The 25836-nt window shown below is 72.5% G+C and carries 23 protein-coding genes; 19 read left to right on the top strand and 4 right to left on the bottom strand.

The features are described from left to right. Positions 1-137: 137 nt before the first annotated feature. Complete coding sequence (locus ASD62_RS17540; RefSeq protein WP_157581622.1) at positions 138-524, bottom strand: hypothetical protein; 387 nt, start codon at positions 522-524, stop codon at positions 138-140. An 86-nt stretch (positions 525-610) separates the two neighbouring features. On the opposite strand from ASD62_RS17540, the gene ASD62_RS17535 reads away from it, so the two are divergent. The 11 genes from ASD62_RS17535 to ASD62_RS17485 all read left to right on the top strand — a co-directional run bounded on the left by ASD62_RS17535 (position 611) and on the right by ASD62_RS17485 (position 14059). After that, complete coding sequence (locus tag ASD62_RS17535; RefSeq protein ID WP_056917525.1) at positions 611-2161, top strand: NAD(P)/FAD-dependent oxidoreductase; 1551 nt, start codon at positions 611-613, stop codon at positions 2159-2161. Between the two features lie 55 nt (positions 2162-2216). Beyond that, complete coding sequence (gene glnA, locus ASD62_RS17530) at positions 2217-3554, top strand: type I glutamate--ammonia ligase (RefSeq protein WP_056917524.1); 1338 nt, start codon at positions 2217-2219, stop codon at positions 3552-3554. A gap of 85 nt (positions 3555-3639) precedes the next feature. Beyond that, a complete protein-coding gene (locus tag ASD62_RS17525; protein ID WP_056917859.1) occupies positions 3640-6666 on the top strand; it encodes a bifunctional [glutamine synthetase] adenylyltransferase/[glutamine synthetase]-adenylyl-L-tyrosine phosphorylase in 3027 nt (1008 codons plus the stop codon). A gap of 17 nt (positions 6667-6683) precedes the next feature. Then, on the top strand, positions 6684-8084 hold the full coding sequence (locus ASD62_RS17520; protein WP_082553353.1) for an MFS transporter: 1401 nt from the start codon (positions 6684-6686) through the stop codon (positions 8082-8084). A gap of 44 nt (positions 8085-8128) precedes the next feature. After that, complete coding sequence (gene hisD, locus ASD62_RS17515; protein ID WP_056917522.1) at positions 8129-9469, top strand: histidinol dehydrogenase; 1341 nt, start codon at positions 8129-8131, stop codon at positions 9467-9469. Between the two features lie 23 nt (positions 9470-9492). Beyond that, the gene (locus ASD62_RS17510; RefSeq protein WP_056917858.1) at positions 9493-10617 is read left to right on the top strand and encodes a histidinol-phosphate transaminase; all 1125 of its coding nucleotides are present in this window, start codon (positions 9493-9495) and stop codon (positions 10615-10617) included. Further along, complete coding sequence (hisB, locus tag ASD62_RS17505; protein ID WP_056917521.1) at positions 10614-11228, top strand: imidazoleglycerol-phosphate dehydratase HisB; 615 nt, start codon at positions 10614-10616, stop codon at positions 11226-11228. Before ASD62_RS17510 ends, hisB begins: the two co-directional genes overlap by 4 nt. After that, a complete protein-coding gene (locus tag ASD62_RS17500) occupies positions 11225-11848 on the top strand; it encodes a hypothetical protein (protein WP_056917520.1) in 624 nt (207 codons plus the stop codon). The genes hisB and ASD62_RS17500 overlap by 4 nt, the downstream gene beginning before the upstream one ends. After that, entirely contained in the window at positions 11848-12486 is a 639-nt protein-coding gene (gene hisH, locus ASD62_RS17495; RefSeq protein WP_056917519.1) for an imidazole glycerol phosphate synthase subunit HisH, read from the top strand. The genes ASD62_RS17500 and hisH overlap by 1 nt, the downstream gene beginning before the upstream one ends. Positions 12487-12596: 110 nt before the next feature. After that, entirely contained in the window at positions 12597-13331 is a 735-nt protein-coding gene (gene priA, locus ASD62_RS17490; RefSeq protein ID WP_056917518.1) for a bifunctional 1-(5-phosphoribosyl)-5-((5-phosphoribosylamino)methylideneamino)imidazole-4-carboxamide isomerase/phosphoribosylanthranilate isomerase PriA, read from the top strand. Further along, a complete protein-coding gene (locus ASD62_RS17485) occupies positions 13328-14059 on the top strand; it encodes an SseB family protein (RefSeq protein ID WP_056917517.1) in 732 nt (243 codons plus the stop codon). Before priA ends, ASD62_RS17485 begins: the two co-directional genes overlap by 4 nt. Here ASD62_RS17485 and ASD62_RS17480 read toward each other — a convergent pair. Both ASD62_RS17480 and ASD62_RS17475 read right to left on the bottom strand, forming a co-directional pair. Continuing rightward, positions 14052-14408, bottom strand: a complete 357-nt coding sequence (locus ASD62_RS17480; RefSeq protein ID WP_056917857.1) for a DUF952 domain-containing protein — start codon at positions 14406-14408, stop codon at positions 14052-14054. The two genes, ASD62_RS17485 and ASD62_RS17480, sit on opposite strands and share 8 nt — an antisense overlap. Before the next feature lie 65 nt (positions 14409-14473). Continuing rightward, positions 14474-16057, bottom strand: a complete 1584-nt coding sequence (locus ASD62_RS17475) for a catalase (RefSeq protein ID WP_200947839.1) — start codon at positions 16055-16057, stop codon at positions 14474-14476. Positions 16058-16477: 420 nt separating this feature from the next. Between ASD62_RS17475 and ASD62_RS17470 the strand changes: the two genes are divergently transcribed. Beyond that, positions 16478-17728 (top strand): MFS transporter, encoded by a 1251-nt coding sequence (locus ASD62_RS17470; RefSeq protein ID WP_056917516.1) that lies wholly within the window; start codon positions 16478-16480, stop codon positions 17726-17728. A 52-nt stretch (positions 17729-17780) separates the two neighbouring features. Here the strand turns inward: ASD62_RS17470 and ASD62_RS17465 are convergent, their stop codons facing one another. Further along, complete coding sequence (locus tag ASD62_RS17465; protein ID WP_056917515.1) at positions 17781-18185, bottom strand: DUF1844 domain-containing protein; 405 nt, start codon at positions 18183-18185, stop codon at positions 17781-17783. 325 nt (positions 18186-18510) lie between these two features. On the opposite strand from ASD62_RS17465, the gene infC reads away from it, so the two are divergent. The 7 genes from infC to pheT all read left to right on the top strand — a co-directional run bounded on the left by infC (position 18511) and on the right by pheT (position 25835). Further along, entirely contained in the window at positions 18511-19125 is a 615-nt protein-coding gene (gene infC, locus ASD62_RS17460) for a translation initiation factor IF-3 (RefSeq protein ID WP_369818826.1), read from the top strand. Between the two features lie 68 nt (positions 19126-19193). Further along, positions 19194-19388 (top strand): 50S ribosomal protein L35, encoded by a 195-nt coding sequence (gene rpmI / locus ASD62_RS17455; protein ID WP_056917513.1) that lies wholly within the window; start codon positions 19194-19196, stop codon positions 19386-19388. 80 nt (positions 19389-19468) lie between these two features. Continuing rightward, positions 19469-19849: a 50S ribosomal protein L20 gene (gene rplT, locus ASD62_RS17450; protein WP_056917512.1), complete on the top strand. Its 381-nt coding sequence runs from the start codon at positions 19469-19471 to the stop codon at positions 19847-19849. Positions 19850-19886: 37 nt separating this feature from the next. Next, positions 19887-20696, top strand: a complete 810-nt coding sequence (locus ASD62_RS17445; protein ID WP_056917511.1) for an RNA methyltransferase — start codon at positions 19887-19889, stop codon at positions 20694-20696. A 10-nt stretch (positions 20697-20706) separates the two neighbouring features. Next, positions 20707-21822 carry an ATP-binding protein gene (locus ASD62_RS17440; RefSeq protein ID WP_056917510.1) on the top strand — a complete coding sequence of 372 codons (1116 nt, stop codon included), beginning with the start codon at positions 20707-20709 and terminating at the stop codon, positions 21820-21822. 372 nt (positions 21823-22194) lie between these two features. Then, positions 22195-23289, top strand: coding sequence for a phenylalanine--tRNA ligase subunit alpha (gene pheS, locus ASD62_RS17435; RefSeq protein ID WP_056917509.1), 1095 nt, complete (start codon positions 22195-22197; stop codon positions 23287-23289). Further along, positions 23289-25835, top strand: coding sequence for a phenylalanine--tRNA ligase subunit beta (pheT, locus tag ASD62_RS17430; RefSeq protein ID WP_056917508.1), 2547 nt, complete (start codon positions 23289-23291; stop codon positions 25833-25835). The genes pheS and pheT overlap by 1 nt, the downstream gene beginning before the upstream one ends. Position 25836: the final 1 nt, after the last annotated feature.

Below are 25836 nucleotides of genomic sequence, written 5' to 3'. Positions count from 1 at the left end.
GGACGGTCACACGTGCCCCGTGCCGGAATGTATGCCCGGAAGGAGTTCGAGCACATCCCCCGCCGCTGCACTTTCTTGCGTGACCACGGTGCGGTCGACCCCGACCTGCGGCGGACGGAGGGTACGGGGGCGACCGCTCAGCCGTCGCAGAGGAAGATGGGGCGACCTCCGCCGCCGTGGAAGTGGAAGACCCGTCCGCCCGCGCGGAGGCGGACGTACGCCCCGTCGACCGGCCCCTGGGCATACGACCGGTCGGGCTGGGGGCACCCGCACGAGCTGTCCGACCAGGTCACCGATGCCGCAGCCTCGACCACCACCTCGTCCGGCGGGACCCCCACCCGGTCCGCCAGGTCCGTGATGGCACGGTCGATGAGGGGCTGCAACGAGGCATCCACGCCGTCGACCTCCACGCGTCGTCGTGACGGACGGCGTCCCGGCAGCCTGGCGCGCGGGCGCACTGCGCCCCTCAGGGCGTCGCCGTCCGGCGGCGTGGTCTCGTCGCGTCGACCCGAGGGGCGGCTCACCGTCCCACCGTAGGCCCTGACGCAGGGGCGGCCGGGCGCACCGGGTGCCGGACTCCGCCTGTTCGACAGCCCGTAGGCTCGGCGCCGTGAACTACGACGACGTCGTCATCGGTGCCGGCCACAACGGGCTCACCGCCGCCGCCTACCTCGCCCGAGCCGGCCGAAAGGTCCTCGTGCTCGAGGCTGCCGACCACGTGGGGGGCGCGGCCGTGTCTGCCCAGGCCTTCCCCGGCGTGGACGCCCGCCTCTCGCGGTACTCCTACCTCGTCTCGCTCCTGCCCAAGCAGGTGATGACCGACCTCGACCTCGACGTCCGGCTGATCCGTCGCCGGTACTCCTCCTTCACCCCTGTGCCGGCCGACCCCGCCCGCGGCCTGCTGGTCGACCACGGCGACCCGGGCGCGACCGCCTCGGGCTTCGCCGCGCTCACGGGTGGTGCCGGCGAGCACGCCGCCTGGGACGACTTCTACGGTCGCGTGCAGCGCCTCGCGGAGAAGGTCTTCCCGACGGTCCTCGAACCCCTGCGGACCGAGGACGACCTGGCCGCCCTCGTGGGCGACGACGAGCTCTGGCAGGCGTTGGTGCGCCGTCCCCTCGGCGAGGTGCTCGAGGCGACCTTCACCGACGACACCGTGCGCGGGATCGTGGCCACCGACGCGCTCATCGGCACCTTCGCCGACCTGCGCGGTGACGACCTGCGGCAGAACGTCTGCTTCCTCTACCACCTGATCGGTGGCGGCACGGGCGACTGGGACGTCCCGGTCGGGGGGATGGGCGCCGTCACCGACGGCCTCGCGCGCGCTGCCGTCGCCGCCGGTGCCGAGATCCGCACGGGGACAAGGGTGCTCGCCCTCGACCCCGAAGGGGAGGTCCGCTGGGACGGCGGCTCCGCGACGGCCTCGACCATCCACGCGGCCTGCGCACCGGTGGTGCTCAACCGACTGCTCGAGGCCGCGGGGGCAGACCCCGTCGAGACGGAGGCCGAACCCGAAGGGGCCCAGCTCAAGGTCAACATGCTGCTCTCACGGCTGCCCCGCCTGCGCGACTCCTCCGTGGACCCGACCGGGGCGTTCGCCGGGACCTTCCACATCAACGAGGGCTACACCCAGCTCCAGGACTCGTATGCCGCGGCGGCGGCCGGGCGCGTGCCCGACCTGCCGCCGTGCGAGATCTACTGCCACAGCCTCTCCGACCGTTCGATCCTCGGTGCCGAGCTCGCCGCCACCGACGCCCAGACGCTGACGCTGTTCGGCCTGCACATGCCTGCCCGCCTCTTCCGGGGCAGTGCGGAGGAGCACGACGCCGCCAAGGACCTCGCCCTGGCCCGCACCCTGGAGTCGTTGAACTCGGTGCTGGCCGAGCCCATCCAGGACGTGCTGCTCCGGGACGGTGACGGGGCGTTCTGCCTGGAGGCCCGCACCCCGGTCGAGCTCGAGGCGGACCTGGGGCTGCCGGGCGGCAACATCTTCCACCGCTCCCTGCAGTGGCCCTGGGCCGAGCAGGCGAGCGAGGTCGGCACGTGGGGCGTCGAGACCCGGCACCCCAGGGTGCGCATCGCGGGCGCCGGCGCTCGCCGCGGTGGCGGCGTCAGCGGCATACCGGGTCACAACGCTGCGCAGTCGGTTCTCGCCAGCTGAACACCACGGTGGTGCGGCACCCCCCGCGTCACCCTTCTAGGGCAGGATCACCCCCATGGATCGTCAGCAGGAGTTCGTCCTTCGCACCATCGAGGAGCGGGACATCCGCTTCGTGCGGTTGTGGTTCACCGATGTGCTCGGGACCCTGAAGTCGGTGGCCGTCGCGCCGGCCGAGCTGGAGGGCGCGTTCGCCGAGGGCATCGGGTTCGACGGCTCGGCGATCGAGGGCTTCGCGCGCGTCTACGAGGCCGACATGCTGGCCAAGCCGGACCCGGCGACGTTCCAGGTGCTCCCGTGGCGCGGTGAGAACCCGGGCACGGCCCGGATGTTCTGCGACATCACCCTCCCCGACGGCTCGCCCAGCTTCGCCGACCCCCGCCACGTCCTGCAGCGCGCGCTGGGGAAGGCGTCCGACCTCGGGTTCACGTTCTACACGCACCCCGAGATCGAGTTCTACCTCCTCAAGCAGGGCTTCACGCCCGGTGACAGCCCGGAACCGGTCGACCAGGCCGGGTACTTCGACCACGTCCCGCACGGCACCGGGCACGACTTCCGCCGCGCCGCGATCACGATGCTCGAGTCGATGGGCATCTCGGTGGAGTTCAGCCACCACGAGGGCGGGCCGGGGCAGAACGAGATCGACCTGCGCTACGCCGACGCCCTCTCCACCGCCGACAACATCATGACGTTCCGGACGGTCATCAAGGAGGTCGCGCTCGAGCAGGGCATCTTCGCCTCCTTCATGCCCAAGCCGTTCGCCGACCACCCCGGCTCCGGCATGCACACCCACATGTCCCTCTTCGACGGCGACAGCAACGCCTTCTACGAGGCCGGGGCGCCCTACCAGCTGAGCAAGGTGGGCCGTCAGTTCATCGCCGGCCTGCTGCGCCACGGCGCCGAGATCACGGCCGTGACCAACCAGTGGGTGAACTCCTACAAGCGCCTCTGGGGTGGCGGCGAGGCGCCGGCCCACCTGACCTGGGGCCACAACAACCGGTCCGCGATGGTCCGTGTCCCGATGTACAAGCCGACCAAGGGACAGAGCAGCCGGGTCGAGGTGCGCACCCTGGACGCGGCCTGCAACCCCTACCTGGCGTTCGCGCTCATGCTGTCCGCGGGCCTCAAGGGGATCGAGGAGGACTACGAGCTGCCGCCCGAGACCGAGGACGACGTGTGGGGCCTGACGTCGGCCGAGCGCCAGGCGATGGGCATCGAGCCGCTGCCGACGTCCCTGCACGAGGCCATCCGGGTGATGGAGAAGAGCGACCTCGTCGCCGACACCCTCGGCGAGCACGTGTTCGACTTCTTCCTGCGCAACAAGCGCGCCGAGTGGGACGACTACCGCGGCGAGATCACCCGGTTCGAGCTCGAGCGCTACCTGCCCGGACTGTGAGGACCGGTATCGCGCCGGGACCGCGTCCGCCACGGCGCGGCCGGCGGCAGGCCGGTCCCCTCCGGTCACGCGGCGCGTGGTCGTGATGGCCGGCCGGGCGGTCTCCCAGACCGCGACCCTGGCTCGGCTCGGCTTCGCCGACCCGCCGCGCGCCGAGCAGCTCCTGGCCGACCGGGCGCTCGCGGGACTCGTCGACCCGTTCGACGACCTCTTCAACGACGGCCTGCCGGACGCCCTGTCCGCGGTCGCCGACCCCGACCTGGCGCTGCTCAGCCTGGTGCGCCTGATGGAGTCGCTGCGTGCCGGCGAGCCGAAGCGACGCGACGCCGAGTCCGGGACGGGCGTGGAGGTCAGCGGCCTCGTCGCGGCCCTGCGCCACTCCGGCCCGGCCCGCGACCGGCTGTTCGCCGTGCTCGGTGCCTCGACCGCGCTCGCCGACCACCTGGTCGCGCACCCCGAGCACTGGCGCAGCGTCACCGAGGCCGCACCCCGCACCCCCGCGCAGCGCGTCCACGACCTCGTGGACGCGGTCCGGGACCCCGGTGACCGCACGGCATACGACGCGCTGCGGATCGGCTATCGACGGCAGCTGCTCGGGATCGCGGCCCTGGACCTCACGACGGACGACCCGCCTGCAGCCCTGCCGGAGGCGGCGGCAGCGCTCGCCGACCTCGCGGAGGCTGCCCTCGAGGCCGCCCTGGAGATCGCCCGTCAGCACGTCGGGGAGGACGCCGACCTGTGCGACTTCACCGTGATCGGCATGGGGAAGACCGGTGGGCGCGAGCTCAACTACGTCAGCGACGTCGACGTCATCTTCGTGGCCGAGCCGCGCGAGGGCGTCGAGGAGGCGCGCGCCATCGGTGCCGCGACCTCGCTGGCCACCCACCTCATGCGCGCCTGCTCCACCTCGACCGGCGAGGGCACCCTGTGGCCCGTCGACGCGGCGCTGCGCCCCGAGGGCAAGAACGGGCCCCTGGTGCGGACCATCGAGAGCCACCGCGCCTACTACGAGCGCTGGGCGAAGACCTGGGAGTTCCAGGCCCTGCTCAAGGCGCGTCCGGTGGCCGGCGACCGCGCGCTCGGGGAGGCCTACCTCGACGCCGTCCGCCCCATGGTGTGGCAGGCCGCGTCCCGCGAGAACTTCGTCGAGGACGTCCAGTCGATGCGGCGCCGCGTGGAGCAGCACGTCCCCGCCGCTGAGGCGGACCGCCAGCTCAAGCTCGGTCCCGGCGGGCTGCGTGACGTCGAGTTCAGCGTGCAGCTGCTCCAGCTCGTCCACGGCCGCTCCGACGACTCGCTGCGCTCCGGCACGACCCTCGAGGCCCTGGACGCGCTCGCGCGGGGTGGGTACGTCGGGCGCGAGGACGCCGCCACGCTCGACGACGCCTACCGCCTGCTGCGCACCCTCGAGCACCGCATCCAGCTGTTCCGGCTCCGGCGGACGCACCTCATGCCGACGGGGGAGGCGGACCTGCGCCGCCTCGGTCGGGCGCTGGGACACCGCTCGGACCCCGCCAAGGCGGTCGTCACGCAGTGGCAGCAGCAGGCGCGCGAGGTCCGCCGCATCCACGAGCGCCTCTTCTACCGGCCCCTGCTGGCTGCCGTCGCCAAGCTGAGCAGCTCCGAGGCCCGCCTCGGTCCGGAGGCCGCCCGCGAGCGGCTCGCGGCGCTCGGCTTCCGTGACCCCGCCGGTGCCATCCGCCACCTCGAGGCACTCACCTCAGGCGTGAGCCGCCGTGCGGCCATCCAGCGCACCCTCCTGCCGGTGATGCTGGCGTGGTTCGCCGACGAGGCCGACCCCGACGGGGGGCTCCTGGCCTTCCGGAAGGTGAGCGAGGAGCTCGGCTCGACCCACTGGTACCTGCGCCTCCTGCGCGACGAGGGCACGGCCGCCGAGCGGCTGGCGCACGTCCTCGGGCGCAGCCGGTATGCCGCCGACCTCCTCGTCGGTGCCCCCGAGTCCGTCGCGATCCTCGGCGAGACCGGAGGGCTCACGCCCCTGCCGCGCGCCGACCTGGTCAAGAGGATGACCGCCGCTGCAGGTCGTCAGGAGGACCCGGACCGGGCCGTCCGCGCAGCGCGGAGCCTGCGCCGTCAGGAGCTCTTCCGGATCGCCGTCGCCGACCTGACGGGGCAGCTGGACCTGCGCGAGGTCGGCACCGCGCTGACGGACCTCGTGGCCGCGCTCCTGGAGGCCGCGCTGTCCGTGGCCGTCCGCGTCGTGGCGGAGCAGCACGGCCCGCCCGCCACCCGGCTGCTCGTCGTCGGCATGGGACGACTCGGGGGCGGCGAGGTGGGGTACGGCTCCGACGCCGACGTGCTGTTCGTCCACGAGCCCGTCGAGGGCGCCTCCGAGGCCGCCGCCCAGGACCAGGCCCTCGCCACGGTGCAGGAGCTGCGCCGCCTGCTCGGCGGTGCCGGACCCGACACCGGGCTGGGGCTCGACGCCGACCTGCGCCCCGAGGGCAAGAACGGACCACTCGTGCGGAGCCTGGAGAGCTACCGCGCCTACTACTCGCGCTGGTCGCTCACCTGGGAGTCGCAGGCGCTGCTGCGCGCGACCCCCATCGCCGGCGACGTCGGGCTGGGGGAGCGGTTCGTCGAGCTGATCGACCCCCTGCGCTGGCCGGACGCCGGGCTCACCCCCGAGCAGGTCCGGGAGATCCGCCGCCTCAAGGCGCGCATGGAGGCCGAGCGGCTGCCCCGCGGGGCCGACCCCAAGAGCCATTTCAAGCTCGGGCGCGGTGGCCTGACCGACGTCGAGTGGACGATCCAGCTGCTCCAGATGCAGCACGCCCACGACGTGCCGGGCCTGCGGACCACGAGCACGCTGCCTGCGCTCGAGGCGGCCGAGGGCGCCGGACTCATCAGCGCCGAGCACGCCGAGGCCCTGCGGGAGTCCTGGACCCTGGCCTCCCGGCTGCGCAACGCCGCGGTGCTCTACCGCGGCCGGCCCGTCGACAGCGTGCCCTCCGACCTGCGGGTCGCCGACGGCGTGAGCCGCATCCTCGGTGGCGATCCGGGCTCCGGAGCAGACCTCGCGGGCCGGTACCGCCGGGCGGCCCGACACGCCCGGACGGTGACCGAGTTCGACTTTTACGGTTCGCGGTAGCGAGGTACGGTCGGCGCATGGTCAGGGGCAGGGACGGTGCCGTTGTGGTGCCCTCGTACACCGAGGTGCTTCGCGCCCCGGTGTTCCTGCCCGTCTTCATGGCCGCCACGCTGTCGACGTGGGGCGACTACATCGCCCGCATCACGATCGCCTCGGTCGTGTTCGCCTGGACCGGTTCGGCCCTCGCCACGGCGGCCACGTTCGCCGTGTCCCTGGTGCCGAGCATCCTCGGCAGGGCACTGCTGTCGCCCCTGTGCGACCGCTGGCCCGCACGGACCGTCATGGTCGGCACGCACCTCCTGCGCGCGCTGCTCGTCCTGGCCCTGATCGCGACCGTGTCGACGACCGAGTCGCTCGCGCTCGTGCTGTCGATCGTGTTCGTGCTCGAGTTCGTCGGCGGTCCGGCCATCACGGCCGGCCAGGTGCTGCTCACCGACATCTTCCCCGACCGCCGGCTCTACGCCCGCGCGTTCGGGCTGAACACCCTCGCCACCCAGATCAACCAGGCCATCGGCCTGGCCATCGGTGGTGTCATCGTCGGGGTCATCGGGGACACCCAGGCCCTCCTGCTCGACCTGGCCACCTTCGTGCTCGGTGCCGCCCTGCTCATGTGGATCACTCCGCCGAGGTCGCTGGCCGAGACCACGGAGACCCCGCTCTACAGCCTGGCCGGAGACCTGGCCCACGGCTGGCAGCAGATCCGTTCCAGCCGCGTCCTGACCATGCTGCTGCTGCTCTCGCTCGCCAGCGCCCTGGCCATCGCCGCGCCCGAGGCCGTCGCCCTGCCGTACGGCACCCAGCACAGCGGCTCGTCCTCGTGGGGCGGCCTGCTCATGGCCGCGCCCATCCTCGGTGCAGTCGTCGGTGTGCTGCTCATCGCCAGGCTCCCCGCCGAGCGCCAGTTCCGGCTCGTCATGCGCCTCGCGGTGCTCATGCCGCTGCCGTTGCTCGCGACGATCTTCGAGCCGCCGCTGCCCGTGGTGTGGGTGGCGTGGTTCCTCTCGGGCGCCCTCCAGTGCTACATGCTGCCGCTCCAGTCGGCCTTCACCCTGCTCGTCCCACCCACGATGAGGGGCCGCGTGTTCGGTCTCGCGGGGGCCATGTCCGTCGGCGTGACGGGCGTCTGCTTCCTCGCGGCGGGGTGGATCTCCGAGCACACCTCGGCCGCTGCCGCGGTCGGTATCTGCGCGGTGATCACCCTCGGCGTGCTCGTGCTGCTGGCTGCCCGGTGGCCCCGCGACGAGGTGGCCGACAGCATCGAGGCGACCTTCCGCCACGACGCCCGCAGCGCTGACGGGCAGGTGGACCCCGACGGCTCCACGAGCCGCCCGGGTGCGGGCGGGCTGGGCCCGGACCCGCGGGTGGGCCCCGAGGTCCCGACGGACCCGCTCATGCCACGCCAGGGCTCCGGGGGCTGAGACCGCCACAGGAGCCGCGAACGGCCCCGCCTAGACTTGGCCCCATGATGTCCACGATCGACCTCCGCGGACGCGTGCTCGGTGTCCGCGAGCTGCGCCACCTCCTGCCCCGCGCCGAGTTCGACGTCGCGGCGGCGGTCGAGACCGTCCGGCCGCTGTGCGAGGACGTGCGGCACCGCGGCGCCGAGGCCCTCTACGACCTCGGCGAACGGTTCGACGGGGTCCGCCCCACGAGCCTGCGCGTGCCCGCCGACGTCATCGCCGCGGCCCTTGACACCCTGGCCCCGGACGTGCGGACCGCGCTCGAGGAGTCGATCCGCAGGGCGCGCATCGTCCACGAGGACCAGCGCCGCACCACCACGACGACCACGGTCGCCGAGGGTGGCACCGTCAGCGAGCGCTGGGTCCCCGTCGACCGCGTCGGCCTCTACGTGCCCGGTGGCCGTGCGGTCTACCCCTCCAGCGTCGTGATGAACGTCGTCCCCGCACAGATCGCCGAGGTCGGCTCGCTGGCCGTCGCCAGCCCGCCCCAGCGCGAGAACACGGGTGTGTTCGCCGGTTACCCCCACCCGACCGTCCTCGCCGCCTGCGCGCTGCTGGGCGTCGACGAGGTGTATGCCGTGGGCGGTGCCCAGGCGGTCGCCGCGTTCGCCCACGGGTTCACCGACGGGGAGGGCGAGGAGGCCGTCGTGGCCGAGCCCGTCAACCTCGTCACCGGCCCCGGCAACGTCTACGTCACGGCCGCCAAGCGCCTGCTCAAGGGCCTGATCGGCATCGACTCGGAGGCCGGGACCACCGAGATCGCCGTCCTCGCGGACGACTCCGCCGACCCGGTGCACGTCGCGGCCGACCTCATCAGCCAGGCCGAGCACGACCCGAACGCCGCATCGGTCCTCGTGACCGACAGCCCGGAGCTCGCCGCCGCGGTCGCCGCGGCCGTGGAGCGCCGGGTGCCGGCGACCAAGCACGCGGAGCGCGTGCGCACCGCCCTCACCGGCCCGCAGTCCGGCGTCGTCCTCGTGGACGACCTCGAGCGAGGCCTGGACGTCGTCAACGCCTACGCCGCGGAGCACCTGGAGATCCAGACGCGGGACGCGTCCTCGGTCGCCGCCCGGGTGCGCAACGCCGGCGCGGTCTTCGTCGGCCCGTACTCACCCGTGAGCCTGGGCGACTACATCGCCGGGTCCAACCACGTGCTGCCCACCGGCGGGTGCGCCTGCCACAGCAGCGGCCTGTCCGTGCAGTCCTTCCTGCGTGGCATCCACGTCGTCGACTACAGCCGGTCCGCCCTCGAGGAGGTCGCGCACCACGTCGTGACGCTCTCCCAGGCCGAGGACCTGCCCGCCCACGGCGAGGCGGTCACGGCCCGCTTCGACGCATCCTGAGCCGGGCGGACGTCGTGAGCGACCTGACCCCCCTCGAGGAGCTGCTGCGCCCCGACCTGCGTGGCGCGAGCCCGTACGGCGCGCCCCAGCTCGACGTGCCCGTGCGCCTCAACACCAACGAGAGCTCCTACCCGGTGCCGCCCGACGTCGTGGCCGACATCACCGCCCGCGTGGCCGCCGTGGCACCGGACCTCAACCGGTACCCCGACCGGGAGTTCACGGACCTGCGGACCGCCCTCGCGGCATACCTGTCCTCGACCACGGGGGTGGCGCTGGAGCCGGCCCAGCTGTGGGCCGGCAACGGCTCCAACGAGGTCCTCCAGCACCTCGTGCTGGCCTTCGGCGGCCCGGACCGGACGGCCCTGGGCTTCACCCCCGCCTACTCCATGCACCCGCTCATCAGCACCGGCGTGGGCACGACGTGGGTCGACGGGCTGCGAGGGCAGGGGACCGACGCACCGTTCGACCTCACCGTGGAGTCGGCGGTGGAGCAGGTGCGGGCGCACCAGCCGCACGTGGTCTTCCTCTGCTCACCGAACAACCCCACCGGCACCGCGTTGCCGCTCGACGTCGTCGAGGCCGTGTATGCCGCGGCGGAGCGGGCCGTGGTCGTGGTGGACGAGGCCTACGCCGAGTTCGCCCGCCCCGGCACCCCGAGCGCCCTGACCCTCCTCGAGGGACGACCGCGGCTCGTCGTGACGCGCACCATGAGCAAGGCGTTCGCGTTCGCGGGGGGTCGGCTCGGCTACCTCGCCGCCGACCCCGCCCTCGTGGACGCGCTGCGGCTGGTGCGTCTCCCGTACCACCTGTCGGCGCCGACGCAGGCCATCGCGCTGGCGGCTCTCGCGCACGCCGACCAGATGCTCGGGACCGTCGAGGTCATCAAGGAGCAGCGCGATCGGATGGTCGCCGAGCTGGCCGCCCTCGGCTACGACCCGGTCGCCAGCGACGCCAACTTCGTGCTCTTCGGCGGACTCGTCGACGCTGCCGCGACGTGGCGCGCGCTGCTGGACCGCGGGGTGCTGGTCCGCGACGTCGGCATTCCCCACTATCTTCGTGTGACGGCCGGGACCCCGGCCGAGACGGACGCGTTCCTGGCCGCCGTGGCCGAGATCGCTGCAACAGCCACGGACAGGAGCCCGTCGTGACCGCAGGTGACCGCAGGGTCTCGCTGAGCCGCTCGACGTCCGAGTCGAGCGTCGAGCTCGAGCTGGACCTCGACGGCACGGGCGTCGCCGACGTGTCGACCGGTGTGCGGTTCTACGACCACATGCTCACCTCGTTGGCCAAGCACTCGCTGATCGACCTGCGCATCAAGGCCACGGGCGACGTCGACGTCGACGCGCACCACACCGTCGAGGACGTCGCGATCGTGCTCGGCGACGCGCTGCGCGAGGCGCTCGGCGACAAGAGCGGGATCTCCCGGTTCGGTGACGCCACCGTGCCCCTCGACGAGGCGCTGGTGCAGGCCGTCGTCGACGTCGCGGGCCGTCCCTACGTCGTCCACACCGGTGAGCCGGAAGGCCAGGCCTACGTCCTCATCGGCGGCAACTACGTCGGCTCCCTGACCCGTCACGTCTGGGAGTCCTTCGCCTACCGCGCCGGCATCGCCCTGCACGTCCGGGTCCTGTCCGGACGCGACCCCCACCACGTCGTCGAGGCGCAGTTCAAGGCGGTCGCCCGCGCGCTGCGGGCCGCGGTGGCCCGCGACCCGCGGGTGGTCGGCGTCCCCAGCGCGAAGGGCAGCCTCTCCACGTGAGCGTCCCGTGGCAGCCCGCGCGGGACTCGCGCGGACTGCTCCTGGTGCGGGCCAAGCCCGGCCCCGTGTCCGGCTGGGTCCGCAGGGGGCTCGTCGCCTGCGACGTCGTGCCGTTGGGGGAGTGGACGGCGCTGCTGCCGGCCGAGCGCTCCTCGCGCGCCCGGGCCCCGTACGACGACGCGGTCACGGTGCTCGCGGGACGGCCCGTGCCCCTGCGGCTGCGGCCGTCCATCGGGGTGTTCGTCATCGACCACCGCGCGGTGGTCAGCCTGCAGCCCAAGGGGTTCCGCGCCGGCCACCGGTGGCTGGTGTGGGAACCCGAGAACGGCCCGCTGCGCACGCCGGGACTCGACCCGGCCCGTCCGCCCGAGCTGGTGGCGGCCGCGCACAGCCGGACCAGCCCTTCCGCGGTCCACGCGGTCCTCAAGGATGGCTCCGGCGACGCTTTGCGGTACCTGCGGCGGGTGCTCGAGGTCCTGTCCCTGCCCGGCGGCGACCTGCTGGCACCGTCCGACCAACCCCGCGGACAGGTCGTCGCACCCACCGCGCAGGCGGTGGCGCGCTTCGAGTCCCGCATGGCAGAGCAGGCGCAGCACCGCGCCGAACTGGAGGAGAGCTGATGGCACACGTGGTGGTGTTCGACTACGGCAGCGGCAACGTCCGCTCCGCGGTGCGTGCCCTCGAGCACGTCGGCGCGCAGGTGACGCTGACGGGTGACCGTCGCCTCGCCCTGGAGTCCGACGGGCTGTTCGTCCCCGGTGTCGGCAACTTCCACGCGTGCATGGCCGGCCTGCGTGCCGCCGACGGGCCGCTCGTCATCGAGACCCGCCTGGCCGGGGGGCGGCCCGTCCTCGGGGTCTGCGTGGGGATGCAGGTCCTGTTCGACGGTTCCGACGAACCCACCGGCACGCCCCAGGAGGGCCTCGGGGAGTGGCCCGGCACCGTCGCCCGGCTCCGCGCCGAGGTCGTGCCGCACATGGGTTGGAGCGGGGTCGAGGCGCCGGGCGACTCACGGCTGTTCTCGGGCGTCGAGTCCGAGCGCTTCTACTTCGTCCACTCGTATGCCGTGCAGGACTGGGTCCTGGAGCCGCCCACCGGCGCGTTCGCCGCGGTGGCGCCCAAGGTCACGTGGGCCGACCACGGTGGCCGCTTCGTCGCGGCCGTCGAGAACGGCCCCCTGTCGGCGACGCAGTTCCACCCCGAGAAGTCCGGGGACGCCGGGCTGGCGCTCCTCGAGAACTGGGTCCGCACCCTCTGAGGTGTCCCCCACCCTGTCGAAACAGCCTGTCCCTCAGGCAGAACAGTCACCATCGACCGACACCACTGACGCACCCCACCGACCGCCGCACGACACGTGAAGGACATCGCATGACCACGCCACGCCTCGAACTCCTGCCCGCCGTCGACGTCGCCGACGGCCAGGCCGTCCAGCTCGTGCAGGGGGTGGCCGGCACCGGTGGCCAGTTCGGCGACCCGTGGGAGGCGGCGCTCGCATGGCAGGAGCAGGGTGCCGAGTGGCTGCACCTCGTCGACCTCGACGCGGCCTTCGGGCGTGGCTCGAACCGCGACCTGCTCGCTGACATCGTCGGGCGCCTCGACATCAAGGTGGAGATGAGCGGCGGCATCCGCGACGCCGCCTCCCTCGAGGCTGCCCTGGCCACCGGCTGCTGCCGGGTCAACCTCGGGACGGCGGCGCTGGAGGACCCGGGGTGGACCGCCGCCGCGATCGCCGAGCACGGTGACCGGATCGCGGTCGGCCTCGACGTCCGGGGCACCACGTTGGCCGCACGCGGCTGGACGCAGGAGGGTGGCGACCTCTGGGAGACGCTCGAGCGGCTCGACCGCGAGGGCTGCGCGCGCTACGTCGTCACGGACGTCAACAAGGACGGCATGCTCAAGGGGCCGAACCTCGAGCTGCTGCGGGACGTCTGCGCCCGCACCGACCGCCCGGTCGTCGCCTCCGGCGGAGTCTCGACGCTGGCCGACATCGAGGCCATCCGTGGCCTGGTCGCCGACGGCGTCGAGGGTGCCATCGTGGGGTCCGCGCTCTACCGCGGGGCGTTCACGCTGCCCGACGCGCTCGACGTGGCGGGACGACCGTGAGCGGGTCGACGCCCTCGCAGGACTCCGCGGGCATTCCCTTCGGCGGTCGTGAGCTGACGGGAACGGGGTTCGACGGTGACACCGGCGCCGCCGACCCGGCACTCGCGGCCGCGCTCGCCGACCCGTCCGACGAACGCGCCCTGATGGCCGCGGTGGCCGGCGCCCGGCTCCTCGTCCCCATCGTCGCCGAGCCGGTCTCGGTCGACGACAGCGGCGAGCACCTGGTCGAGAAGCAGACGGACATGGCCGCCGTGACGCTGGTCGCGCCGGACGGTGCCCGGGCCCTGCCCGTCTTCACCTCGATGGACGCGATCTCCGCCTGGGACCCGCAGGCGCGCCCCGTGCCCGTGACCGCCGCCCGCGCAGCGCAGGCCGCCGTGAGCGAACGGTGCGACGTCATCGTGGTCGACGTCGCGGGCGAGCAGCCGCTCGCCCTGCGCCCGAGCATGGTCTGGGCGCTGGCCCAGCAGCGCGAGTGGCTCCCGGCGCACGAGGACCCCCAGGTGGCGGCCGCCGTGGCGGACGCCCTGCACGAGCAGCCCGACGTGGTCGGCCACGCCCTCACCGGCGGGACGCCGGGTGAGGGCGTGCTGCGCGTCGCCCTCACGCTCGTGCCCGGCCTCCCGGCTCAGCGGGTCCAGGAGATCGCCACGGCCGTGGGGGAGCGGCTGGCGACGGACGGCGAGATCCGCGCCCGCATCGACGGGCTGGCCTTCTCGATCAGCTGAGCGGCCGCGGGTCGACGTCCTCGCCGTGCGGGGGCGCGAGCTCGGTCACGTGCACGACCGCGGACGTCGGCAGCGCTGCATACAGGTGGGGGAAGGTCTCGCCGGTCGTCGGGTTCCCGACCTCGACGACCGGCGGCTCGGCGAGCGCGTCGACGTCGATCTCCAACAGCAGCAAGGGTTCTGGCACGTCGGCGTAGAAGTTGCGGCGCACCACGGGCCACTGCTCCGCGGACGAGCAGTGGATGAACCCCTCCTGCTCCATCGTGCGTCCGCGTGTCGACTGCGTGTAGCTGCCCGAGAGCTGGGCGGCGGCCCAGTGGGCGGGTTCGGCGAGGTGGAAGATCGTCACGACGACCACGGTATGCCGCGTGCCCCGGGTGGTTCCGGGGGCACGCGGCACACGGTGTCGTGGGACTAGCTGGACGCCTGCGTGTTCGTCTCCACGATCGGGTCCTGGACGACCTTGGCGTCGTCGGCCATGCCGCCGGGGTTGTCGCCACCCAGACCGGCGCGGACGAGCTCCTCGATCTGCTTGCCCGTGTCGGCGTCGACGTTCTTCCAGTAGTCGAACGCCTTCTCGAGCACCGGCGACTTCACGCCACCGAGCAGGTGACCGGCCACGGTCTCGACGAACGACTCGCGCTGCGCGTCGTCCCAGACCTCGCGGACCAGCGTGCCGGCCTGACCGAAGTCGTCGTCCTCGGCGCGCAGCGTGTAGGCCTGGCGCACCATGGCGCCGTCGGCCTCCCAGCCGTCCTCGACCTCGCCGACCTGGTCGGCGTAGCCGCGGCCCTGGCTGTTGGGGGCGTAGACCGGGGCGTCACCGCGGTGCTCGAACGCCATCGCACCGTCCTGCGTGTAGGTGTTGAGGTTCTCCACGCGGGGACGGTTGACGGGCAGCTGCAGGTAGTTGGCGCCGATCCGGTAGCGGTGGGTGTCGGAGTAGGCGAAGGCCCGACCGAGCAGCATCTTGTCGGGGGAGAAGCCGATGCCGGGCACGACGGCCGACGGCTCGAACGCCGCCTGCTCGATCTGGGCGAAGAAGTTGTCCGGGTTCTTGTTCAGGGTCATCGTGCCGACCTTGATCAGCGGGTAGTCGCTGTGCGGCCACACCTTGGTCAGGTCGAACGGGTTGAACCGGTAGGTCTTCGCGTCCTCGTAGGGCATCGCCTGGATCGAGAGCGTCCAGCTGGGGAAGTCACCGGCCTCGATGGAGTCCCAGAGGTCGCGGCGGTGGTGGTCGGCGTCCTGCCCGGCGATGCGGGTGGCCTCCTCCCCGGTCAGTCCCTCGACGCCCTGGTTGCTGTGGAAGTGGTACTTGACCCAGTGCTTCTCACCGGCCTCGTTGATCCACAGGAACGTGTGCGACCCGTAGCCGTTCATGTGCCGGAACGTCTTCGGGATGCCGCGGTCACCCATGAGGTACGTGACCTGGTGCGCCGACTCCGGGTTGAGGCTCCAGAAGTCCCACTGCATGTGGTTGTCGCGCAGGCCCGAGCCGCCGAGGCGCTTCTGGCTGCGGATGAAGTGCGGGAACTTCATGGTGTCGCGGATGAAGAACACCGGGGTGTTGTTGCCGACGAGGTCGTAGTTGCCTTCGGGCGTGTAGAACTTCAGCGCGAACCCACGGGGGTCGCGCCACGTGTCGGGGGAGCCCTGCTCACCGGCGACCGTCGAGAAGCGCGCGAGCATCTCGACCGTCGAGCCCTGCTGGAACAGCGCGGCCTTGGTGTACCGCGAGACGTCCTCGGTGGTCTCGAACGTGCCGAACGCTCCCGAGCCCTTGGCGTGCACGTTGCGCTCGGGCACGCGCTCGCGGTTGAAGTGCGCCATCTGGTTCAGGAAGTGCACGTCGTGCAGCAGGATCGGGCCGTCGGCGCCGAGGGTCAGGGAGTTGCGGTCGCTGGGGGCCGGTGCGCCGTTGTCGGTGTGGGAGCCGAGTCGGGCCTCGTCGGAGGGTGCGGTCTGGATGGACTCGCCGGTGTTCTGGGTGGTCATGGTGCTCCTCGGGATCGTTCGTTGCGGTCAGGTCGGTCAGGTTCGGGTATGGCGCGGAGCCTGCCTCCACCCTCGCCGATCCGGGCGGGGTCCGCATCCGAGGGAGCCCGGCCGCGCCGTGGGGGTGAGCTGGTCACGGACGGGGTGTACGGCCTGCTCGTCCCGGTGGGGACGTCGCGGCGTTGGCCGGGGCGCTGGACAGGGGGATGGGCGACGCAGCTCTTCGCGAGCGCCTCGGACGGGCGGCTCCTGCTTCCACCTCGGCCTACTCACGCGACCGGGTGGACGTGCTGCGGGAGGAGCGGTTGTCCGGCCGGTAGGTCGCCTGGAGGAGCCGCGTCGACACCCTTGAGCCCGGTCCCGGGTGTCAGGAGCGAAACCCATTTGGCTGGTGTCGGTCCCGACTGCGACAGTGGGGGAGTGCTAGTGCTCCACCGCTACCGCCGCGTCCTCGCCAGCTCCGCCCTCCGCCGGGCGCTCGTGCTGGGCTTCCTCGTGCGCATGCCGGTGTTCGCCGGAGGCATCGTCCTCACCCTCCACGTCGTGTCCGCCCTCGACCGCCCCTACGCCGCGGCCGGCCTGGTCTCGGCCGCTGCCACCATCGCCATCGCCGTGAGCGGCCCGTGGCGTGGGCGGCTGCTCGACCGGATGGGCCTGCGCCGGGTGGTCGTGCCGTCGATCGTCGTGGCCGCGGTCTGCTGGTCGATCGCGCCGTTCGTGTCGTACTGGCCGCTGCTCGTGCTGGCCTCGGTCGCCGGACTCTTCGTCATCCCCGCGTTCTCCATCATCCGGCAGGCGATCATCGTCGCCGTCCCCGAGGACGACCGCCGCACGGCCATCTCGCTCGACTCGGTGGCCGTGGAGCTGTCCTTCATGGTCGGCCCCGCACTCGGGGTCTGGGCCGCGACGGTCTGGCCGACCACGTGGGTCCTCTTCGCCATCCAGATGCTCGGCGTCGCCGCGGGCATCCTGCTGTGGGCGGCCAACCCGGTCATCCGTGAGGACGCACCGCGCGAGGTCGACGACCAGGGCGTGGCCGTCGCCGCGGCGGCCTCCGTGCCGCGCTCGTCGTGGCTGCGGCCACAGTTCATCGCCATCTGCCTGGGCGCCAGTGCGGCCACCCTCGTCCTCGGCGGCTCCGACATCGCCTTCGTCGCGGCCCTGCGTGACTTCCAGTCGCCCGGGTCGATCGGCTGGGTGCTGGCGGTCTGGGGCCTCGGGTCGCTCGTCGGCGGGCTCGTCTACGGCGGGCTGCGCCGCTCCATCTCGGCCTTCTGGCTGCTCGGGGGGCTGGCCCTGGTGACCGCACCCATGGCGCTCGCGTCCGGGGCGCCGTCGCTGGCCGTCCTCGGGTTCGTGGCGGGGCTGTTCTGCGCGCCCACCATCACCGCGACCGTCGACCAGGCGAGCCGCGTGGTCCCCGCGGACGCCCGCGGGGAGGCGATGGGCTGGCACGGGTCGTTCATGACGGCCGGAGGGGCCATGGGTGCGCCCCTGGCCGGCGTCGCCATCGACCACGTCGGGTGGGGTGCGGGGTTCCTCGTCGTCGCGGCGGCAGGGCTGGTCATCGCGCTCGTGGGAGCTGTCGCCACCTCCGGCCGCGCCCGCCGCCACCGGGCCGGACGGGCGAAGCAGTCCGCCGAGCGCGCCCGCGCCGCAGCCACCGTCTGAGCTCCCGCGCCATACCGGTCCAGCCTGGCGGCTCGGCGCCGCTCCGGCGAGGTCAGACGACGGAGCCGGTGAGCTTCTCCCCGGGACCCTGACCCGGCGCGTCGGGGATGACGGAGGCCTCGCGGAAGGCGAGCTGCAGGGACTTCAAGCCGTCGCGCAGGGGAGCGGCGTGCTGGCTGCCGAGGTCGGGGGCCGAGGCCGTGATGAGACCGGCCAGGGCGTTGATGAGGCGACGGGCCTCGTCGAGGTCGAGGTGGTCGGCGGCGTCGGGGCCCTCCGCGAGCCCGCACTTCACCGCGGCAGCGCTCATCAGGTGGATCGCCGCGGTGGTGATGACCTCGACGGCCGGCACCTCGGAGATGTCACGGGTCTGCTGCGCGAGCTGTCCGTCGTCGGCAGGGGTGGTCTCGTCGTAGCGGGAGGTGGTCGGGTGGGGATTGGGAGATTCCGTGCTCACGCTGGTAGCCTTGCAGATCGACCGGCCGTGACCACTCACGGGGTCGCCTTCGGGTGGCCACACAGGTGGGCGCGGTGTGCAAGAGAAGCAGCACCTGCTTCCACCCGCGTCGACCACTTCGGTCGCCGGGTTCCCGGGTCCAACGAGGCGTGTGCCGCGGGCGTCAGCCCGCACCGCACACGGTACTCGGGGCACCCGTGACGGAACTGGTGAGGCTTCTCGCGCGACAGCGGCGGGGAGCCTCTTCTCGTTGGGTGCGGTCGGACGATTCCCTGACCGAAGGAGCACCACCATCAGCGAGCCTCGCATCAACGACCGCATCCGGGTGCCGGAAGTGCGGTTGGTTGGCCCCAACGGAGAACAGGTCGGCATCGTGCGCGTCGAGGACGCGCTGCGGCTCGCCGCCGAGGCTGACCTCGACCTCGTCGAGGTGGCCCCGATGGCCAAGCCTCCAGTCGCCAAGCTCATGGACTTCGGCAAGTTCAAGTACGAAGCGGCACTGAAGGCGCGCGAAGCGCGTAAGAACCAGGTCAACACGGTCATCAAGGAGATCAAGCTCCGCCCGAAGATCGACCCGCACGACTACGGCACCAAGAAGGGCCACGTCGAGCGCTTCCTCAAGGGCGGCGACAAGGTCAAGGTGACGATCATGTTCCGCGGACGCGAGCAGTCGCGCCCCGAGCTGGGCTTCCGCCTCCTGCAGCGCCTCGCCGAGGACGTCATCGAGCTGGGCACGGTCGAGTCGGCCCCCAAGCAGGACGGCCGCAACATGATCATGGTGCTCGGTCCGACGAAGAAGAAGTCCGAGGCGATGGCCGAGCAGCGCCGCGCGCGCACCGCCGCCCCGGCCCCCGACGCGGACCAGGCCCAGGACGTCTCCACCGAGACGGCCGCCGAGCCCACCGCCCCCGAGGCAGAGACCACCGAGCCGGCCACCTGAGCCCGGTTCCACCCCTGCACCACCCGCACGAACGACACGGTTACACCAACAGCAAGGAGATCGGCCTCATGCCGAAGATGAAGACGCACTCCGGTGCGAAGAAGCGCTTCCGGATCACCGGCACGGGCAAGGTCATGCGCGAGCAGGCTGGCGGTCGCCACCTCCTCGAGCACAAGTCCTCGCGCTTCACGCGCTCGATCGCGAACGACGTCGAGGTGTCCAAGCCGGACTCCAAGAAGGTCAAGAAGCTCCTCGGCCGCTGAGCCGAGCCCCACCCAACCCCATTGTTTGGCCGGGCTCGACAAGCAGCCTCGCAAGCAGTTAGACAGCAAGGAGAACTCACGTGGCACGCGTGAAGCGGGCAGTCAACGCCCAGAAGAAGCGCCGGGTCGTCCTCGAGCGCGCCAGCGGTTACCGCGGACAGCGTTCGCGCCTCTACCGCAAGGCCAAGGAGCAGGTCACCCACAGCCTCGGTTACGCCTACCGTGACCGTCGGGCCAAGAAGGGCGACTTCCGTCGCCTGTGGATCCAGCGCATCAACGCCGGCGCCCGCGCCAACGGCATGACGTACAACCGCTTCATCCAGGGCCTCAAGGCTGCTGAGATCGAGGTCGACCGTCGCATGCTGGCCGAGCTGGCCGTCAACGACGAGGCTGCCTTCGCCGCCCTCGTCGAGATCTCGCGCGCGAACGTCCCGGCCGTGGCCGAGACCGCGAACGCCTGATCCAGCGCGTCACAGCACTCCACCCGAGCGCCGGGACATGCCCCAGCCGGACACCCTTCTGACCAACACCAGGTCGGACCGGGTCAAGTCGGTCAGGGCACTGTCCCGGCGCTCGGTGCGTGACCGGACCGGCCGGTTCCTCGTCGAGGGGCCGCAGTCCGTCCGCGAGGTGGTCCGCCACCACCCGGAGCTGGTCGTCGACCTGTACCTCACCCCCGACGCCGCGGAGCGGTACGTCGAGGTGGTGACGGCGGCCTCCGCTGCCGGCCTGTACGTCCACGAGGTCACCGACGAGGTGCTCGCCGCGATGAGCGAGACCCCGACCCCGCAGGGGCTCGCGGCGGTCTGCCGCACCCCGGTGGCGACCCTCGACGACGTCCTCGTGGGGTCGCCGCGGCTGCTGGTCCTGCTGACCAACGTCCGCGACCCCGGGAACGCCGGCACCGTGATCCGGGGAGCCGATGCCGCCGGGGCCGACGCAGTCCTCGTGAGCGACGCCTCGGTCGACGTCCTCTCCCCGAAGGTCGTGCGTTCCACGGCGGGCTCGCTCTTCCACCTCCCGGTCGTCACGGGGTTGCGCGTCGACGCGACGATCACCCGACTCCGGGACGCCGGGATCCGTGTCCTGGCCGCCGACGGCGCCGGCACGGTGCTGCTCCCGGACGTCGACCTCGTCCCGTCGCACGCCTGGGTCATGGGCAACGAGGCGTGGGGACTGGAGGAGGAGGTCCGGGCGCAGTGCGACGAGGTCGTGCGCGTCCCGATCTACGGAGCGGCCGAGTCGCTCAACCTGGCCATGGCTGCCACGGTCTGTGTCTACGCCTCCGCAGCGGCACAGAGGGGCTAGGGTTCCCCGCATGGACTACCGGCCCGGAGCCATCCTCGACGCCGAGCGGGCCGCCATGGCCAGCGAGGTCCTCCCCGACGGCCTCATCGCCGCCGAGGCAGACGCGAGGATCAGCTTCCTCAACCGCCGCGCGGCGAAGGTCCTCGGCATGCGTGCCCGCGATCTCGTCGGCCGCGACATCCGTGAGGCGCTCACGCTGCGCGACAGCGACGGCACCGACTGGTGGGACGTCACGGACCCGTGGCGCGGCCTCAACATCCGCACGGGCCACCGCGAGAAGTTCCTCATGCTCGAGGGTGGCCGCGAGGTCCTCGTCACCGCGAAGTACCTGCGGCCGGGGCGCAACCAGCCGGTCAACCGGGTCATCGTCATGGTCCGCGACGCCGAGGCCCGCCGCCGCCTCGAGGCCGACCACGCCGCCCTCATCTCGACCGTCGCCCACGAGCTGCGTTCCCCGCTGACGTCCGTCAAGGGCTTCTCGTCGACGCTGCTGCGTCGCTGGGACCGCTTCACCGACGACCAGAAGCGCCTCATGATCGAGACGATCGAGGCAGACGCCGACCGGGTCACCCGGCTCATCACCGAGCTGCTCGACATCTCGCGCATCGACGCGGGCCGCCTGCAGATCCGCCCCCAGCCCGTCGACGTCGCCGCAGTCTACGGGCGGCACGTCGAGCGCGCGGTGGCCTCCGGGCAGGACCGCGAGCGTTTCGCGATCGAGGTCCAGGACGACCTGCCCGAGGTGTGGGCGGACCCCGACCGGCTCGACCAGATCCTGTCCAACCTCATCGAGAACGCGTTCCGCCACGGCGAGGGTGTCGTCACCCTCGCGGCGAGCAAGGCCTGCGGGGACGCCCAGGAGCTGCTCGAGTCCAAGGGCCACCACCACCAAGGGATCGACCTCGTGGTGAGCGACCAGGGCAAGGGCATCCCCGACGACCACCGGGACATCGTCTTCAGCCGGTTCTGGCACGGCGCGAGCCGGGGGAGCACCGGCCTGGGCCTCTACGTCGTCAAGGGCCTGGTCGAGGCGCACGGTGGCCAGGTGCAGGTGGAGTCGGCCCCCGGCGGTGGGGCGCAGTTCCGCCTGAGCCTGCCGTCGGAGCCGCCGGACTACCTCGCGTGAGCGCGTCAGCCGCCCACGGAACCTGGTTGCGTGGCCACGCGGTCCTGGGTCAGGCTGGTGCCATGACCCGTCTCGCCGAGCGATTTACCGCGCCTTCGGACGCGGTCGCACGGCTGCGCTGAGGGCACCCACCGCGGACGGTCCCGTCCCGCGCGCGCCGGCTCGGCGCCATACCCGTATGCGGGGTGGCCACCACCGAGCCCCCGCTCCGCCCCGCGGCTGCTCGCCGCCACCGAAGGCGCAACCCAGCCCCCAACCCAACACCGGGGACGCCGTCGTGCGCCCCTAGACTCGGTGGGCCCGACCCGGGCGCCGAGCCGTGCGCGCCCACGGGTGGAGAGCCCCCGAGGCTGCGCCGACAGAGGAAGTGGCATGTCAGGACCCAACAAGCAGTACGACCCGGTCGAGGTCGCAGCGCTCGACCCTGCGGTGATCGACCAGGCCGTCGCCGACGCCGTGGCAGCGATCGCGGCAGCCGACTCGCTCGACGCGCTCAAGGCGGCCCGCCTCGCGCACCAGGGGGAGAAGAGCCCTCTGGCGCTGGCGAACCGTGAGATCGGTGCCCTGCCGCCGAGCGCCAAGGCCGAGGCCGGAAAGCGCGTCGGGCAGGCGCGTGGTCGTGTCGGCCAGGCGCTCACGGCCCGGCAGGCCGAGCTCGAGGCCGAGCGCGACGAGCGGATCCTCGTCGAGGAGACCATGGACCTCACGGTCCGCGCGCCGCGGCGCCCGCTGGGGGCCCGCCACCCGATCAGCCTCGTGTCCGAGCGGATCGAGGACATCTTCGTGGCCATGGGCTGGGAGATCGCCGAGGGTCCCGAGGTCGAGTCCGAGTGGCTGAACTTCGACGCCCTCAACCTGTCGCCGGACCACCCCGCCCGTGGTGAGGCCGACACGTTCTTCGTCGCGCCGGCCGGCAGCGGCCTGGTGCTGCGCACGCACACCTCGCCAGTGCAGATCCGCACGATGCTCGATCGCGAGCCGCCCATCTACGTGCTCTGCCCGGGCAAGGTGTTCCGCACCGACGACCTCGACGCGACCCACACGCCGGTGTTCCACCAGTTCGAGGGCCTGGTCGTCGACGAGGACATCACGATGGCCCACCTCAAGGGCGCGCTCGACGCGTTCGTGCAGCGACTGTTCGGTGACGGCATCGTCACGCGGCTGCGCCCCAACTACTTCCCCTTCACCGAGCCCAGCGCCGAGATCGACTGCCAGTGCTGGGTCTGCGGCGGCCAGGACCCTTCCTGCCGCACGTGCGGCGGCACCGGCTGGATCGAGCTCGGTGGCTGCGGCATGGTCAACCAGCGGGTGCTGCGGGCCGCCGGCGTCGACCCCGAGCGCTACTCCGGGTTCGCCTTCGGCCTCGGCATCGAGCGATCGCTGATGCTGCGCCACGGCGTGGGGGACATGCACGACATCGTCGAGGGAGACGTCCGTTTCTCCCGCCAGTTCGGAATGGAGATCTGATGCACGCGCCCGTGTCCTGGCTTCGTGAGCTGGCCGACGTGCCCGCCGACGCCACCGGTGCCGACATCGCCGCCGCCCTCGTCCGCGTGGGTCTGGAGGAGGAGGGGCTGAGCGGTGGCGACATCAAGGGCCCCATCGTCGTCGGCCGCGTCCTGACCGTCGAGCCCGAGCCGCAGAAGAACGGCAAGACGATCAACTGGTGCACCGTCGACGTCGGGGAGCACGGCCAGCGGGTGACCGAGGGCAAGGCCCAGGAGATCGTCTGCGGGGCGCACAACTTCGGTCCCGGCGACCTGGTCGTGTGCGTCCTCCCGGGTGGGGTGCTGCCCGGCGGTTTCGAGATCTCGGCGCGCAAGACCTACGGCCACGTCTCCAACGGCATGATCTGCTCGGCCCGCGAGCTCGGGCTCGGCGACGACCACGACGGCATCATCGTCCTGTCGACCCTCCTGGGCGCCGACGCCGCCGCCGCGCTCACGCCCGGTGACGACGCCATCGAGCTGCTCGGGCTGGCCGACGAGGTCGTCGAGGTCAACGTCACCCCGGACCGCGGCTACTGCTTCTCGCTGCGGGGCATCGCCCGCGAGTACGCCCTGTCGACCGGTGGTGTGTTCCGTGACCCGGCCCACCTCGATGTCGCAGGAGCCAACGACGACGGGTATGCCGTGAACGTCACCGACGGGTCGCCGATCGACGGCGTCCCCGGGTGCGACCGGTACGTCGCGCGCATCGTGCGCGGTGTCGACACCACGGCCGCCACGCCGCAGTGGATGAGCAAGCGCCTCACCCAGCTCGGCATGCGGCCCATCTCGCTGGCTGTCGACGTCACCAACTACGTGATGATGCTGCTCGGCCAGCCGTTGCACGCCTTCGACCTGTCGACCCTGTCCGGTGGGGTCGGCACGCGCCGCGCCCGGCCGGGCGAGAAGCTCACCACGCTGGACGACGTCGCCCGGGCGCTGGACCCCCAGGACCTGCTCATCGTCGACGGCGACGACCGACCGCTGGCGATCGCCGGCGTCATGGGTGGCGAGTCGTCCGAGGTGACGGCCGCGACGACCGACGTGCTCATCGAGGCAGCGCACTTCGACCCGATCTCGGTGGCCCGGTCCTCGCGACGGCACAAGCTCACCACCGAGGCGTCCAAGCGGTTCGAGCGCGGGGTCGACCCGGCGGTGGCCGCTGCCGCCGCCCAGCTCGCCGTCGACCTGCTCGTCACCCACGGTGGTGGCACGGCGGACCCCGGTGTCACGGACGTGGACCAGCGCTCGTCGCGCGGCCCCATCACCTTCGACACGACGCTGCCCACCCGCTACGTCGGGCTCGACTACCCCCAGGACGAGGTCGTCGGCACGCTGCGTGCCATCGGCTGCGACGTCACCGACGAGGGCGTCGCCGAGGGTGGTGTCGTCGTCTCGGTGCTGCCGCCGACCTGGCGCCCCGACCTGACCGACGGGCCGGACCTGGTGGAGGAGGTCGCGCGCGTCCGCGGGTACGACCAGATCCCGTCCGTCCTGCCGACCCCCAGGGCCGGGCACGGACTGACCCACGGCCAACGGGTTCGCCGGGTCGTGGCGAACACGCTCGCGCAGCAGGGGCTCGTGGAGGTGCTGACCTACCCGTTCGTGGCTCCCGGCCTCTTCGACGCCCTGGGCTACGCGCCCCAGGACCTCCGGCGCCGCGCCGAGTCGCTCGTCAACCCGCTGTCCGACGAGCTGCCGCTGCTGCGCACCTCGGTGCTCGACACGTTGCTGGAGGCGTTGCGGCGCAACGTCGCCCGCGGTCAGCGCGATGTCGCGGTCTACGAGCTCGGACTGGTGACCATCGGTCGTGACGAGCCGTCGAAGGCGCCCGTCCCCGGCATCGAGGTCAAGCCGGACGACGAGACGCTGGCACGGATCCGCGCTGCCGTGCCGGACCAGCCACGGCACGTCGCCATGGCGGCCGCCGGCGAGGTCGAGCGGGGCGGCCCGTGGGGCCCCGGCCGCAAGGTGGATGCCTCCGACGCGGTCGCCTGGGCGCTGTCCCTGGGGACGGCCCTCGGCCTCGACCTGGTCGTCACCGCCACCGAGCGTGCGCCCTGGCACCCTGGCCGGGTGGCAGGCATCACGCTCCAGGACGGCACGGTCGTCGGATACGCCGGCGAGCTGCACCCGAAGGTCACCTCCGCCCTCGACCTCCCGGCACGCACCGTGGCCGCCGAGCTCGACGTGGACGTGCTCGTGGCCGCCACCGGGGTCCCGCTGCAGGCGACCGAGCTGTCGACCTACCCGCCGGCCCACACCGACGTGGCGCTGGTCGTCGCGGAGGACGTGCCTGCGGCTCACGTCGAGGCGGCGCTGCGGTCGGGCGCCGGCGACCGGCTCGAGTCCGTGCAGCTGTTCGACATCTACCGTGGGGAGCAGGTGGGCGACGGTCACAAGTCCCTGGCCTACCGGCTCACCTTCCGGGCCGCCGAGCGCACCCTGACCACCGACGAGGTCAGCGCCCTGCGCGATGCCGCCGTCGCTGCAGCCACGGAGCGCACCGGCGCGGTGCAGCGGTGAC

The organism is Phycicoccus sp. Root563 (genome assembly GCF_001427915.1).
In the GTDB taxonomy this organism is placed as follows: Bacteria; Actinomycetota; Actinomycetes; order Actinomycetales; family Dermatophilaceae; genus Pedococcus.
Note: the sequence above shows the minus strand (reverse complement) of the source record. Positions and strands in the feature narration are given on the sequence as shown.